The sequence below is a fragment of the Mangrovivirga halotolerans genome, from assembly GCF_026241165.1.
GTDB lineage: Bacteria > Bacteroidota > Bacteroidia > Cytophagales > Cyclobacteriaceae > Mangrovivirga > Mangrovivirga halotolerans.
The window spans coordinates 143,570-158,424 of record NZ_JAPFQN010000002.1; the positions used below are offsets into that span (position 1 = coordinate 143,570).

Here is a 14,855-nt window from a genome sequence, read left to right on the forward strand (position 1 = left end):
TCAAATTCAAAAATCTCCTATCATTCTTAAGGTGAAAAGAATTTTTGGTTATTCACCTAACCATTCTTTTTCTTTTCAATAATAATTAAACTTTAAACATCTTGAATAGTCAGTAACCCTTTGATTCATTTACTGATATACAAGCTATTTTTAATAGAGTTTCAATCGTTACAAATCTATTAATAGTGTTGTTTAGTATTATTTTTATTATATTAAATATACAAATAACACCATTTTAAAAATGTCACCACTACCACACTACCAAAAAGTGCTCTTTAGCATATTGTTGCTTCTATTGCCATTAATTATCACCGGGCAAAATCAAATTCCGGTTGAAGAAAACCAAATCAACACAAATTACGAACCTAAAATTTTCTATCAGCCGATAGACCATGGGAATAATACCCCTTTGATAGATGAAGCTTTACCATCTACTGTCATGAAGCAATTATATTCAAATGATTCAGACATCAAGCTTTCTACAGAATCAATTGATTCAAATAGTGCATCTAACAAACCTGAAGCAGACATAAATTATTCATCTTCACTTCTCAAAGTCGGTATAAAAAAAGATATTAATAATTTTCAGGTCTTTTCCATTACAGTGTGTGGCGAAGCTCCTGTAGGCACACCTGATTATTATCAGACTGCCACAGACAGACAATTGATCATTGATGCCCCCGGATTTTTACAAAATGATATCGACTTACAAGGAGAAGCGATAGTAGCCACAGCAATTCTGGATCCGCCTGATAATGGAATACTTTCAGCCTTTGCAGATGGTAATTTCGTTTACATCCCAAATCCTGGGTTCATTGGAGATGATGGTTTTGCGTACAGAATGAGAGATGCTTCAAACAATTATTCAGACTCTGTATTTGTGACTATTACTGTTTCAGAACCTTCTAACAGAACACCAATTGGACAAGATGACATATTTGGTGTTACAGCTAATACTACTTTAGTTATAGATGCTCCCGGTTTTTTACAAAATGACATTGATCAGGATGGGGAAATGATTACAGCCACTGCAATTTTAGATCCTCCAGACAATGGTCAATTATCGGCCTTTGCAGACGGAAAATTTACTTATATACCTGATCAGGGTTTTACTGGTGTAGATACATTCGCTTACCGAATGAGAGATGCATCAAACAATTATTCTGATTCAGTAAAAGTAACTATAAATGTCCTCGAAGGAAACAGACCTCCAGAAGGAATTGATGATAAATTTGTTGTAGTTAAGAACGGAACCTTATCAATACCAACTTCCGGATTTTTAATCAACGATTTTGATCCTGATGAAGATGAAATTACAGCAACAGCAATATTGGATCCTCCGGATCATGGAATACTCTCCGCTTTTGCTGCGGGGCAATTCACTTATATTCCCGATCCTGACTACACAGGTCCTGATAAATTTGTCTATCGAATGAGAGATGCTTTATTTAATATATCTGATTCAGTAACTGTCGAAATAACAGTAATTGAAAATGGTACAATGCCTGTGGGTGTTAATGATCATTTTAAAATAAGTAATGACCGGGATTTAATAGTTGATGCTCCAGGATTTTTAATTAATGATATTGACACAAACGGCGAAGTAATAACCGCTACAGCTATATTAGACCCACCAGATCATGGAATACTCTCTGCATTTGCTGACGGACAATTCATCTATATTCCCGATCCTGAGTACACAGGTCCTGATAAATTTGCTTACCGAATGAGAGATGCCTCATCTAACTTTTCTGATTCAGTATTTGTTACTATCGATGTAGCCCCGTCTGCAAACAGAGATCCGGTAGGATATGATGATTACTATACAGCTTTAACAAATATGAGTCTGGTAGTGAATTCTCCAGGATTTTTAATTAATGATATAGATCAGGATTCTGAAGCGATTACAGCTACAGCTATATTAGACCCACCGGATAATGGAACATTATCAGCCTTTGCAGATGGTCATTTTAACTACACTCCTGATTCGGATTTTGAAGGGATGGATTCATTTGCATATAGAATGAAAGATGCCTCGAATAATAATTCTGACTCAGTGAGAGTATATATTATGGTAGTTAAGGGAAACCGGAATCCAATAGGTTTAGATGATCATTACACTGCAATCAAGAACACAACACTAACAATTCCAACAAGTGGATTTCTTGCAAATGATTATGACGCTGATGGTGACGCGATAACAGCCACGGCAATATTATCCTCTCCAGAAAACGGAAACATATCTGCCTTTGCCGATGGCAAGTTCGTTTACATCCCTAATGAAGGATTTGTCGGGTCAGATAAATTTGTTTACCGAATGAAAGATGCGACAAACAATTTATCAGATTCAGTAGAGGTTTTTATTGAAGTAATTGAAGAAAATAAACCACCGATCGCAGTTTTTGAAAATCAAACCTTTGAATGTGAAGGACCAGAAGGCACAGAGGTTATCCTTGATGGAAGTGGATCATCTGATCCGGAAGAAGGAATTTTACTATATAGCTGGTACAGCGAGGGCGAATTGATCGCCGGACCATCGACAGCCCCTACCACAACAGTAATTCTTCAAGTTGGAAGTTTTGACTATCTATTGAAAGTGGTTGATGAATGTGGTAAAGAAGATAATAAAACAGCTACGATAACTGTTGATGATAGTTTACCTCCGGAAGTCTCAGCAGCACTAACACCAAGCGGTAATAATGAATATATTGTTTCATGTTTAGCAAATGATGTCTGTTCAGACAATCTAACAACTACATCAGTAATAAAAATACCGGATCTAATAAATCCAGCTATTCAATACAAAATCAATTCTTCCTATTCCATTGAAATTGATCAAAGCAAGAACACGGTTGAGATAAAGGCTCCAAATCCACAGTTATTTTGGATAAATATCAGTAATAATATGGGAGTCGAAGTAAATGACGGACAAATACTGGAATTGAAATATGAAAAGAATAAATTCAAATATAAATTTGATGACTTTGGTAATTTAGTCTCTGTAAAAGGCGATGTAATCACCCTATTATGTAAAGCTATCGATGAAGAAAATAATATAAGTACATCTGAAGCTATATTACCTATGACCTCAGAAAGTAGTTTAAGTTTACATAGCCTCCAGGTGAATAATTCTTCAGGAAGTTTAACGATTAATGAGCCAACAAATTATCCTAATCCATTTAGCGACATTACTACTATCCGATATTTTGTTGAAAATAATGCCAAAGTTACAATTTCAATATTTGATCAAACCGGGAGAAAATTAGAAGTGTTAGTTGATAAAAATCAAACACCAGGAATTTATGAGATAGATTGGAATGGCCAAGAATATCAGAATGGTATTTATTTATATCAAATCCAACAAAATAATTATCTATACCATGGTAAATTGATGATACAGCATGATTAAATAAAAGGGACCCCGGTCCCTTTTAATTTCTATCTATTTATTTACAATAAACTAATTTAGAGTAATAACTACTTTACCAGTAGTTTTCCCCGACTGGAATAATTCCAGGGCATCTACCAACTCTTCAAATTTAAACGTGTGCCCGATAAAAGGTGGTTCCAAATTCATAGCTTCGATCTTTTTGAGCATTGCCATGAGTTCATCAACCTGCTCATATAACCAGATCAGGTTAAATCCCATAAGCGATTTATTTTCCTCGATCATTTTTTGCGGATCTATCTTCGGTCTCGTGAGATATTTCCATATCAAATAAAGGTAATTTGGTGACTTTCCTGGATGTGCATACCTGGCTGATCCATAAATAACATGACGCCCCTGTTTAGCTAATTGATTATATCCTTGCTTAAAGATTTTACCCCCAATACACTCAAGTATGATATTTAAAGGGCGTCCGTCTAATGCCTCATTAAGCCTTTGACCAAACTTTTTATCTCTTACGATATATTTATCATATCCTTCCTTTTGCAGAAGGTCAATTTTAGACTCACTACCAACTGTTCCAATTGTATAAAGTCCAAACTTTTTGGCTATTCTGTTTGCCATCAGCCCTACCCCTCCGGCAGCCGAATGAATTAGAACATTCTGACCTGTTTTTGCATTGCCCAGCTCTACCAATGCATAATAGGCAGTTAATGCCTGGACAATAAATCCGGCGCCTTCTTCAAATGACCAGTTATCTGGTAGTTTTAACACATATCTCTGATCAATATTTATCAAAGAAGTGTACGCCCCAAACCTGGAGGATCCCATGACACGGTCTCCTGTTTTATAATCAATAACTTTACTCCCCACCTCAACTATCTCACCACAGAATTCAAGTCCGGGAATAAATTCACCCTCAGGCGTTGCACTGTAAAGCCCGAATATGGCAAAAATATCTGCAAAATTTAGGCCGATAGCCCTGTTTTTAATTCTGACTTCATTTTCGCTCAAAGGGCCAATTTCTTCATCTATAATTTTTAACCTCTTCATATTCCCGGCCTTAGGAGTTACTTTCCAAGATGTCTTTTTCATAACTTTTTCAATATATAATTATATTTTTTCTTGACTAAGTATAAATAAATTGTTATTATCATTAACTAAATGAAAAATAATGTTCGAGGATAGAATTGATGCCGCTTTAGCTTTATACCCATCCTTGCATGACAGAGTAACAAAAGATACTCTGGTGGTAGGAATTCCCAATGGAGGAATGGTAATAGCTCATGTATTAAGCAAAGCGCTTCATACCCCCCTTGGCTTTGTGCTTGTAAAGCGGATACCACACCCCGTAAATAAGAAGTATGCAGTTGGTGCAGTAAATCAATCCTCAGTTAAGCTTTTTGCCCATCACGGTATAAGTAAAAAATACCTTGACACTCAATGTAAGATAATTGAAAGAGATTTAGCAAATTCAGCGGAATATTATTCGCTGTCCATAGGAACTCAATCATTTAGTAATAAAGATGTAATCATTGTCGATGATGGCATTGCTTCAGGTGCAACAGCACTGTCAGCTATTGAATATGTGAAAAAGTATGATCCTAAGAGTATAACTGTAGCGGTACCTGTCGGCTCACCTATAGGATTGAATAAAATTGAGGATAAAGTAGACAATCTAATTTCATTATTACAACCTCCAGAATTCAGATTTGTATCGACATATTATGAAAATTTCAAGACATGTAGCTTATCTGTTATCGATAATTTGATTCGTCATTCAAAAAACATCGATCATCAGAAAACAATTTTCTAAAAATAAAGTTTGAATTTTGGTTTTATGAAAAATAAGATTAGTTTTGCGGTTAATTTCGACTTTTGACCCCCGGGTTAGCAGCCGAAGTATCCGCAAAAGGATGAAATTTGAAACATTATCACATGGTTATACGTTTAAAATACTTGCGACTTTACATTAAATTTAACCACCTACGTTTACAAATTCATCACGTTAGCTCCTTCATTTGATCAGCATTGCTGATAATTTATTGATGTAAGAATAAAAAAAATAGTATTGCAAATTATTGCAACATATATATACCATTGACGTTTGAGTTAAAGGTTTTAAAATAAAAACTACTGATTTTCAAGCTTATATAATATGAGACAACTTAAAATTACGCAAACGATTACCAACAGGGATAGTAAAACCCTTGAGAAGTACTTCTTCGAAATTTCAAAAGAAGAAATGCTTACACCAGAAGAGGAAGTAATGCTAGCCCAGCGAATAAAACAAGGTGATCAAGTAGCGTTAGCTAAATTAATTAAGGCTAATTTAAGATTCGTTGTTTCGGTTGCCAAGCAATATCAGCACACTAAAATTCCTTTGAATGATTTGATTAATGAGGGTAATGTAGGGCTAATTAAAGCAGCCAAAAAATTTGATGAAACCCGGGGATTCAAATTCATTTCGTATGCAGTGTGGTGGATCAGGCAATCGATTATCCAGGCTTTGGCAGAGCAGTCTCGAATGATCAGGCTTCCAGCAAACAAAATCGGTACACTCTCTAAAATTGATCAGGCTGCAGCTGAATTACAACAGAAATTTGACCGTGAACCTACTCCTCAAGAGTTGGCTAACGTTCTTGAAATGGATGTTGATCAGGTGCAGGACACTTTGAAGTCATTAACTAAATCGGTATCTATGGATAAGCCGTTTGAAGAAGGAGAAAGCAGTTCTCTTCTTGACGTGCTTGAAAATGAAGATGCCAACCAGGTTGATAATGATCTTATCCACCAGGATTCATTGAAATCAGAGGTTGAAAGAGTCTTGTCAATATTATCTGAAAAAGAAAGAGAAGTTATCCGTCAGTTTTTCGGTATCGGAAGACAACAAAGTTTGACTTTGGAAGACATCGGTGAAAACCTTGGTCTTTCACGTGAACGTGTAAGACAGATTAAGGAAAAAGCCATTCGAAAACTGTCTAAAAGCCCTGCAGCGAGAAATCTTATCGCTTATCTGGGAAGATAATTACTTATTGGAAATATATATTAAAAGCCGGCACAAGCCGGCTTTTTTATTTTTAAATTATTTAATCTCCATTTATATAAAATTTTCCCTTCGAAAATAATTTAGCCTTTCCCCCAATATCAACTCTTTCTCCTTTAATATTTCCGAAGACTACTCCTCCCCTGCTCGAAGCCTGATAGAAATGTAGCTCTTCCTTATTTAACTTTTCAGACCAGAAAGGAATTAATTTTGTAAATGAAGATCCTGTTACGTAATCTTCATCAATCCCAACAGAAGGAGCAAAAAATCTTGAGACAGCATCAAATTCTTCAGAAACAGAAGTTGCTATCACACCCCTGGCTGGAAATTCTTTAAGCATTTCCATGTTTGGTTTTAAAGACCTAACCTGTTCTTCTGATTGATACAGAAACAGCCAGTCATCCTCAGAAGTGTAAACCTTTAATGGAGCGATTCCCATTGATTCTACTATTGTCGGACTAACTTCTGCCTCATCATACCCCATCTTTGGGAAATCAAGCCAATACAACTCTCCTTTTCTTTTAACTTCAAGCATTCCTGATCTCGACTGAAACCTAATGGAATCACCCGGCATCTCCATGATATTGAAAAGCACAAATGCTGAAGCCAAAGTAGCATGGCCACATAAATTAACTTCAACTTCAGGTGTGAACCATCTCAATTGGTATTCATTTTCTTCGGCATTAATTGGAATAAAAAAAGCAGTTTCAGAAAGATTATTTTCCTTCGCGATACTTTGCATTACCTCATCATCAAACCAGAAATCCAAAGGCACCACAGCTGCCGGATTTCCTTCAAAAATCTTTTCTGCAAAAGCATCAACCTGGTAATAATTATAGGAGTTTTTTTTCATCATGTGTTATAAATATAATATGGGTACTCTATAAACCTAGCTGTTTTTTGAGCTACTTCATCATCAAAAATAGTGGAAACAAGATAAATAGCCATATCAATACCAGCTGAAACTCCAGCCGAAGTTACAATTCTGTCATCATGCATGAATCGGTTATCAAAATCAGGGTTTGCAGTTGGTTCTATTTTCAATACATCGTCAAAAACAGAATAATGGGTAGTGAATTTTTTTTCTTTTAATAACCCTAAAGATGCTGCGATCCTGGCACCACTACATACTGTAGCTGTCAATTCGGTAAAAGAAATAATTTCTTTCAGCCTATTCATTATGTGATCCTGGTCAATAATTCTTTTTGACCCATTTCCACCCGGGATGATCAATAAATTCGTATCCGGAATTTCATCAATTACGAAATCAGGAGTAATTGTGACTCCATTAATCGTATTGACCGGACGGCTGACATCCGCAAATGAATAGAGCTTTAATGAATGTTTATCTTTGACAAGTTCTGCAGCAACAGACAATACTTCCCACGGACCTGCAAAATCCATGAGTTCCATATTATCATAAATGAAAAAACCTACAGTCATATTTATAGAGTTTTTAATAATGGCAATTAATCACTTCCTGATTTTATTCATTTAATTTAATAACAAAAATCTTCGAAATCACAGTTATAAAGCGTTAGATTAGAATAATTAAAATGGTATTTTTTAATAAATGGAAATATCTGCTTTTTTAGGCCCTCTGACAACGGAAATACTAGCTGCTATTTTTTTAGTGTTTTATGGATTAACACTGGCATTTACTGTTACCGTAATTATTCTTGAAGGGAAAAATCCCACAAAGTCGATCTCATGGATGCTCATTGTCCTTTTCTTACCATTAATAGGTATTTTACTATACCTGCGGTATGGACGAAATTTCAGGAAAGAAAAGCTATTTACCGCTAAATCAAGAGAAGATTCAAATAAAATCATCGAGCAAGTTTCGGATATTGACCTATCAGGAACAGATATTCTTGCACAAGATGAAAAGTATTTTCCTTTTAACAAGATCATGAAACTTGCAGCTGCAGCTAATAAAGCTATGCTGACAAAAAGTAATTGTACTGAGATTCTTGAAAATGGGGCCGCTACTTTCCCTTCCATGCTAGAAGCAATAAAAGGTGCCAAACACCACATCCATATGTGCTTCTATTCATTTGAAGAAGATGATATAGGGCAGGATTTTATTAAAATTCTACTTGAGAAAGCAAAAGAAGGAATTGCTATCAGATGTATTTTTGATGGAATTGGGTCCTGGGGATTATCCAAAAAGACCATAAGGCTACTAAGAAATTCCGGTATCGAGGTAGAGATTTTTATGCCTGTAAGATTTCCTTTACTTACGACCCGATTAAATTATCGCAATCACCGAAAGATATTAATTGTAGATGGTAAAGTCGGATTTACCGGCGGTTTAAATATCGCTGAGCGCTATTCAAAAATCAAAAAGGACACTGGCTTCTGGAGAGACACACACATCAAACTAACTGGAGAGGCCGCAACTTGCCTTCAATCTGTATTTTTACAAGACTGGAGATTTGTTTGTAACAGAGTATTCGATGGCCATGAATATTTCCCTAAGCTTAGAACAGAATCCGATACTTTCGTCCAGATCACTGCTTCTGGTCCTGACTCAAGAGAAGTGGCAATTATGCAGGCATATTTTACTGCAATTACCACAGCAAGAGATCATATTTACATTTCAACACCATACTTCGTGCCTAATGAACCCATCATTACGGCATTAGAAACAGCTGTCCTAAGTGGAGTAAAAGTTGTTTTACTTCTTCCAGGAATGCCTGATCATAAAACTCTTTATTATACTTCTCTTAATTTTGCAAGCCGCCTAATCTATGCTGGTGTGGAAGTTTACATTTACAATAAAGGATTCAACCACGGAAAAGTTCTGGTAGTTGACGGAATATTTTCTTCAGTGGGGACAGCGAATATGGATGAGAGAAGTTTTGAAAAGAACTTTGAAGTAAACGCCTTTATTTATGATGAGAAAGTAGCCTCAACGTTATCTAAAAACTTCAAATCAGATCTTGAAGAAAGTGAAAAGATCGATCCTGTTGCATTCAAAAACAGACCGACCAGTCAGAAAATCCTTGAAGGAGTTTGCAGAATGATCAGTCCGTTAATGTGATTATTTTTCAATGGTAAATTCCGGAAAATACCTGCGTTGCTGATAGTCTGGATGTAAATACTTCTCCCAGTCACTACCTCCGGTTGCTTCTTTTTTAGGACTACCCGTCAGATAAAACCTGGCTGTTTCAAGGTGTACCATTGGCCAGTCGTAATTGAATTTCTTTTCAAATGCTTTTACGGTTTCTAATAATTTCGGAGATAATCCTTTCTCTTTTTCTATTGTTTTTAACCGCTTATTTAAATTGTTTTCCCGCATTTTCTCTGCAAGCGAAACCATTTCACCTTTATACTTATCTTCAAAATTTTGAAGAGTCAGGCTTTTTTCGCCGGTCTTAGGATTCTTACCTGCCCTTTGCCAATATAGATATTCAAATTTATCACTGATCGACTCACCTCCATTTAGCTTCTTTTTATCCTCGGGCTTCATCAAGTTCTCGATATCAGTACAATAAAATTCTACTAACCTGAACTGTACAGACTGAAAACCACTAGCCGGAGTCAAAGTCATGCGAAATTGATTGTACTCTTCATAAGACATCCCCTTACTCATCACACTAAAACTATTAATTAACATATCGGCATAATTCACACACCTGTTCATGCGAATATCCAATTCTTCCTCTTCAGGAATCTCCCCAGATGTGAGTTTTTCCAGTTCGTGAATTATCAGATTAAGAACTAATTCAGTGACTTGGTGATACACAATGAATATTTTTTCATCGTGAAAATCAGTTCTGGTTTTCTGTAAAGTAAGAAGCGTATCAACCTGGATATAATCCCAATAATTTATAGGTTTAGCATGATATAACCCTTCCAGATAAGCATCAGCAGGCTGGTTTATATCGTCATACTTTTTCTGAAGGCGTTTAAGGATCTCGTCTTTCATCTAATATATTTCTTAGGGGTCATTAATGTTGTCGGTCGAAAGTTAGGAAAGTATAGGCTCTTTTTACCAAAAAATGACCTGAAATGCATAAAATGTCCTTTATATCATAATTTTCGATTAAATAGGTCTTTAGAAAAAAGTTTTAAATAATTAACTTAAGATTTGAGTAAGTAAGAAATAATTCTTATTAATTTCACTACAAATATAAAATCCTGGTCAATCATTTTATGAAAGAACAACAAGATCATTTTTCCGAGTTTGCAGCTGAATATGCCAAATACAGACCAAAGTACCCACAGGAACTTTACAAATGGCTCTATGAACATTGTACCGGCTTCTACCGTGCATGGGATGCAGCATGCGGAAATGGCCAGGTAGCTTATGAATTGGCTAAGCAATTTTCTACTGTTTACGCGAACGATATTAGTGAGCAACAAATTGAGCACTCCCTTGAACATGATAACATTGTTTACAAAATAGGTAGAGCAGAAGAATCTCTATGGCCGGGAGAAAGCATTGACCTGATTGTTATCGCCCAGGCTCTGCACTGGTTAGACACTGATAAATTCTTTGAGCAGGTCAAAAGGGTAGCTACCGAAGATGCGATCTTTGCTGCCTGGGGTTATAATCTGATCGATCTTCAATCGCCAGATCAAAAATATATTGATGAGTTTTATCACGACCTCATTGGACCTTACTGGCCTGAAGAAAGAAAGTATGTTGATAATGGATATCGTGATTTTGATTTACCCATCAATGAATTCGAATCTCCTGAACTTGAGATCCATGCTCATTATTCACGCAAACAACTCCTGGGTTACATTTCCACCTGGTCAGCGGTAAAAAATTACAAAAGTTCCATCGGAACTGATCCTTTGGGTTTTCTAAAAAATAATCTAAAAGAAGAGAGCTACGCAATAAAGCAAAAGATATTTATGCGTGCAGGTAAACTTTCATTCTGATTATCTTTCTGAATTATAAATCTTTCTCAGAGCTCCCCATATCCTGAACATCAGGAAAAAGGACAATACTGAAATCACTGTCATTAAGGAAGCTAAATAAACTTCACTATATAACCAGTATCCAACTGCAAACAAGGCTGAATAAACAGAAAATGTACCAGTAAGCATTCCTGCCAGACCTAGTGGGATTTTACTCTTATTGTACATTTCGCCGGTTTGAAAATGTATTTCTTTTGCTAAAGAGATCTTGCGATAGATTCTTTTCCATCCTATCCCTCCAGGATTAATCTTTTTAACAAAATTCACTAGCTTTTCTTCATCAGTTGGCCTTGTAAGAAAAGTAACTGTCAGCCAGGCAACAGTTGTAATTGCAATACTGATCAACAGAACTTCGTAAGCTTCAAGATCCGGGAAGAATTTTTTGTGTATAACATTAAAATATATAGCAACGATGAAAGATACCACCATTCCAGTGATCTCTGACCATGCATTAATTCTCCACCAAAACCATCTTAAGATGAATATCAATCCAGTGCCTGCACCAATAGTTAATAAAATTTGAAAAGCTTCAAGGGCACTTTCCAGAACCAAAGCAAATAACATTGCAAGAACCATTAATACAACTGTAGAAATCCGCCCTACAAGCACTAATTCTTTTTCCTCTGCTTCAGGCTTAATAAAACGTTGATAAAAATCATAGACCACATAAGACGAACCCCAGTTTAAATGAGTTGAAATAGTCGACATAAAAGCTGCGATCAGCGAGGCTACAACTACACCAAGCAATCCATGAGGTAAATAAGTAAGCATGGCAGGATATGCCAAATCGTGCCCGATTATTGATTTATCCACTTCCGGAAAAGCAGTTTGTAGAGAAGCCAGGTCAGGATAAACCAGTAAAGACGCTAGTCCGATCAAAATCCATGGCCATGGTCTTAAAGCGTAATGCGTAATATTAAAAAACAATGTCGCTCCAACTGCATTATTTTCATCTTTGGCAGAAAGCATCCTTTGTACGATATAACCTCCGCCTCCGGGTTCAGCACCGGGATACCATACGTTCCACCATTGAACCGCTATTGGAATTAGAAATAATGGTACAAAAACATTTAGATCGGTAGGATCGGGAATAAAATCCAGCTTACCTGTAAGTGCAGGACTAGATATCATATTTGATAACCCTCCCACTTCAGGTAGATCGACAATGATCATTGCAGCCCATACTGATCCTGCCATAGCTATGATAAACTGGATAAAATCGGTTACCAAAACACCTTTTAGTCCTCCAAGTGATGAATAGATAACTGTAACCACACCGGCAATGATCAGTGTTTCTCCCTTAGAAAGTCCTAGTAATACATTACCCATTTTAGCTGCGGCAAGGCACACAGTTGCCATGATCATCACATTAAAGAACACCCCGAGATATACTGCTCTGAATGCTCTGAGGAAGGCAGCGGCCTTTCCACTATATCGTAATTCGTAAAACTCAAGATCAGTTACAACTTCTGATTTACGCCATAAAGCAGCATAAATAAAAACGGTCAGCATGCCAGTGAGAAGAAAAGCCCACCAGGTCCAGTTTCCTGCTACTCCGTCTTTTCTTACAATTTCTGTAACCAGGTTTGGTGTATCTGCTGAAAAGGTAGTTGCCACCATTGAAATACCCAATAGCCACCACGGCATATTTCTTCCGGATAAAAAGAAGTCTTTGGCACTTTTACCTGCTGACTTTGCAAACCATACCCCGATGGCCAGGGAAACAATAAAAAATAATGCGACCGAAAGCCAGTCTATCCATTCGAGTTCCATAAGCTATCTCCTCAAAATGTTTTTCGGGTTAAAACAAAAGCTAAATATATAAATAGATATGACAATCCCGGGTGCTGAGTTGGAAATATTTCAAATAAAAACTTTAAAATCTGATTTTAAAAAAGATGGGAATTAATGAATTGTTTAATTTTTACTAAATGATAAACTAACTTGTCAGCAACATTCTGATATCTGACTCGAAATGGATTTACTGGTGATCATACTACTCATTTCTGCAGGTCAAGGCCTTTTGCTAAGTCTTGCCCTGGTTATTAGCGGTGTGATTAGTAAAAAGCAAAACTTTTTTCTTGGGTTGGTTACCTTAATTATCTCACTAGAAATTCTAACTATTTGGGCTGTAAAAACAAATACAACCAATGTTCAGGATATTTTTCCTTTTTGGATATTTTCATCCTACCTGGTTTTGCCGCCTTCATTATATCTTTTTGGCGAGTTATCTACCAAAGCGAGATTTAAAATAAGGTTTTGGCATCTGACTCTTTTTATACCGGCAATAATTGAAATAGGATTTGAATTAACATCTTTTTATTCAAATAAATATCTTAATACTTCGTATAGTCTTATTAATAATCCTGGCTGGTTTTGGTTTACTGAAATCCTACCCCTTTTGGCTATGGTGGTCGCTTTAGCAGTAGTGGGGCTAGATATTAAAAGATTAAGAAATTCTATTCAGTTTTTACCAGGAGAAAAAGCAAAAAAACACCTGGTTAAGATCTTCTCTTTTTTCATCGCATTTTTATTAATAACGATCCTCTGGTTTTTAGAAGCAATTATTCATTTACCTGCTTTCTCATATACAATTATCATTCTATGTATACTTATTTTTATATTGAGTTACATTGCGCTTTTCAATCCTGATTTTTTTTCACTTCCACCTCTTTTAACCAGAAAAACATCATATAGTGACAATGCCAGTGAATCCAGAACAGAAGCTGAACGAATTCATAAATTATTTGTTGAGAAAAAGCTTTATCAACAGCAACAGCTAACAATAGAAAAAGCTGCAAGTCAACTAAATATTTCCGCACAACATTTATTAGAAATGATCAGTACATATCATGGAATGGATTTCATGAATTATGTTAATACTCTAAGAATAAATGAAGTGATAAAAAAAATAGAAAGCGGAGAACTCGATAATAAAACATTGCTTGGAATAGCAATGGATTCAGGCTTTAGTTCAAAATTAACCTTCAACCAGGCTTTCAAAGATATTAAAGGCAGTTCTCCAACCAATTATTTTAATCCTGATAAATCTAATTAGACTTAAAATACTATTAAGTTGCCTTCAAATACTTTTCCTATAGACAAAACATTTACTTGCAGATTTATTTTGGTAAAACCTTTCAAATAAAAATATACTTTTCTCTAAAAAATAATCGTAATAAGGCATTTGACTCAAGATTTGATAAATTCATATATGAGGATTACATAATTGGCAATGCATTATTCATAAGTTTGAGTAAAGATGAAGATAGAACAGGTTCCGAACTACTTTAATTAATCACCTATAGGTTTATTAACCTGATCTGCCAGGCACCAGAAGTATCTATATTTCCAAAGTCATTTTAAATTATTATATCAAAGATATTTTGGTCAATTATCATTAAAAATCATCAGGGAGCTATTTTATTAAGCATTGTAAGCAAAAGAGCATCATCATTCTCCTGCTAATGGTATTCTTCATGAAGG

General features: G+C 35.7%; 11 protein-coding genes. 6 read left to right on the plus strand and 5 right to left on the minus strand.

What is annotated here, in order from left to right; all coding sequences use genetic code 11:
* Positions 1 to 241 precede the first annotated feature (241 nt).
* Positions 242 to 3,409 carry a cadherin-like domain-containing protein gene (locus OO013_RS01885; protein WP_266054872.1) on the plus strand — a complete coding sequence of 1,056 codons (3,168 nt, stop codon included), beginning with the start codon at positions 242 to 244 and terminating at the stop codon, positions 3,407 to 3,409.
* 51 nt (positions 3,410 to 3,460) lie between these two features.
* Here OO013_RS01885 and OO013_RS01890 read toward each other — a convergent pair whose 3' ends face one another.
* Positions 3,461 to 4,483 carry a zinc-binding dehydrogenase gene (locus OO013_RS01890; protein ID WP_266054874.1) on the minus strand — a complete coding sequence of 341 codons (1,023 nt, stop codon included), beginning with the start codon at positions 4,481 to 4,483 and terminating at the stop codon, positions 3,461 to 3,463.
* Between the two features lie 79 nt (positions 4,484 to 4,562).
* Between OO013_RS01890 and OO013_RS01895 the strand changes: the two genes are divergently transcribed.
* Together OO013_RS01895 and OO013_RS01900 are read left to right on the plus strand one after the other, a co-directional pair.
* The gene (locus tag OO013_RS01895; protein ID WP_266054876.1) at positions 4,563 to 5,204 is read left to right on the plus strand and encodes a phosphoribosyltransferase; all 642 of its coding nucleotides are present in this window, start codon (positions 4,563 to 4,565) and stop codon (positions 5,202 to 5,204) included.
* A 342-nt stretch (positions 5,205 to 5,546) separates the two neighbouring features.
* Entirely contained in the window at positions 5,547 to 6,416 is an 870-nt protein-coding gene (locus OO013_RS01900) for a sigma-70 family RNA polymerase sigma factor (protein WP_137090203.1), read from the plus strand.
* Between the two features lie 61 nt (positions 6,417 to 6,477).
* Here OO013_RS01900 and OO013_RS01905 read toward each other — a convergent pair whose 3' ends face one another.
* Both OO013_RS01905 and OO013_RS01910 read right to left on the minus strand, forming a co-directional pair.
* Entirely contained in the window at positions 6,478 to 7,290 is an 813-nt protein-coding gene (locus tag OO013_RS01905) for a PhzF family phenazine biosynthesis protein (RefSeq protein WP_266054878.1), read from the minus strand.
* Positions 7,287 to 7,877, minus strand: coding sequence for a DJ-1/PfpI family protein (locus tag OO013_RS01910; RefSeq protein ID WP_266054879.1), 591 nt, complete (start codon positions 7,875 to 7,877; stop codon positions 7,287 to 7,289). The genes OO013_RS01905 and OO013_RS01910 overlap by 4 nt, the downstream gene beginning before the upstream one ends.
* A gap of 130 nt (positions 7,878 to 8,007) precedes the next feature.
* Here OO013_RS01910 and cls point away from each other — a divergent pair, with 130 nt between their 5' ends.
* A complete protein-coding gene (gene cls / locus OO013_RS01915) occupies positions 8,008 to 9,480 on the plus strand; it encodes a cardiolipin synthase (RefSeq protein ID WP_266054880.1) in 1,473 nt (490 codons plus the stop codon).
* Here cls and OO013_RS01920 read toward each other — a convergent pair whose 3' ends face one another.
* Positions 9,481 to 10,368 (minus strand): tryptophan 2,3-dioxygenase family protein, encoded by an 888-nt coding sequence (locus OO013_RS01920; RefSeq protein ID WP_266054881.1) that lies wholly within the window; start codon positions 10,366 to 10,368, stop codon positions 9,481 to 9,483.
* Positions 10,369 to 10,595: 227 nt separating this feature from the next.
* On the opposite strand from OO013_RS01920, the gene OO013_RS01925 reads away from it, so the two are divergent.
* Positions 10,596 to 11,330 carry a class I SAM-dependent methyltransferase gene (locus tag OO013_RS01925; RefSeq protein ID WP_266054882.1) on the plus strand — a complete coding sequence of 245 codons (735 nt, stop codon included), beginning with the start codon at positions 10,596 to 10,598 and terminating at the stop codon, positions 11,328 to 11,330.
* Here the strand turns inward: OO013_RS01925 and OO013_RS01930 are convergent, their stop codons facing one another.
* The gene (locus OO013_RS01930; RefSeq protein ID WP_266054883.1) at positions 11,331 to 13,142 is read right to left on the minus strand and encodes a sodium:solute symporter family protein; all 1,812 of its coding nucleotides are present in this window, start codon (positions 13,140 to 13,142) and stop codon (positions 11,331 to 11,333) included.
* Between the two features lie 214 nt (positions 13,143 to 13,356).
* Between OO013_RS01930 and OO013_RS20235 the strand changes: the two genes are divergently transcribed.
* Positions 13,357 to 14,427, plus strand: coding sequence for a helix-turn-helix domain-containing protein (locus tag OO013_RS20235; RefSeq protein ID WP_266054885.1), 1,071 nt, complete (start codon positions 13,357 to 13,359; stop codon positions 14,425 to 14,427).
* Positions 14,428 to 14,855 lie beyond the last annotated feature (428 nt).

Coding starts and splice junctions, on each gene's coding strand:
- OO013_RS01885 (WP_266054872.1), top strand. CDS start 242: ATGTCACCACTACCACACTACCAAAAAGTGCTCTTTAGCATATTGTTG.
- OO013_RS01890 (WP_266054874.1), bottom strand. CDS start 4,483: ATGAAAAAGACATCTTGGAAAGTAACTCCTAAGGCCGGGAATATGAAG.
- OO013_RS01895 (WP_266054876.1), top strand. CDS start 4,563: ATGTTCGAGGATAGAATTGATGCCGCTTTAGCTTTATACCCATCCTTG.
- OO013_RS01900 (WP_137090203.1), top strand. CDS start 5,547: ATGAGACAACTTAAAATTACGCAAACGATTACCAACAGGGATAGTAAA.
- OO013_RS01905 (WP_266054878.1), bottom strand. CDS start 7,290: ATGATGAAAAAAAACTCCTATAATTATTACCAGGTTGATGCTTTTGCA.
- OO013_RS01910 (WP_266054879.1), bottom strand. CDS start 7,877: ATGACTGTAGGTTTTTTCATTTATGATAATATGGAACTCATGGATTTT.
- cls (WP_266054880.1), top strand. CDS start 8,008: ATGGAAATATCTGCTTTTTTAGGCCCTCTGACAACGGAAATACTAGCT.
- OO013_RS01920 (WP_266054881.1), bottom strand. CDS start 10,368: ATGAAAGACGAGATCCTTAAACGCCTTCAGAAAAAGTATGACGATATA.
- OO013_RS01925 (WP_266054882.1), top strand. CDS start 10,596: ATGAAAGAACAACAAGATCATTTTTCCGAGTTTGCAGCTGAATATGCC.
- OO013_RS01930 (WP_266054883.1), bottom strand. CDS start 13,142: ATGGAACTCGAATGGATAGACTGGCTTTCGGTCGCATTATTTTTTATT.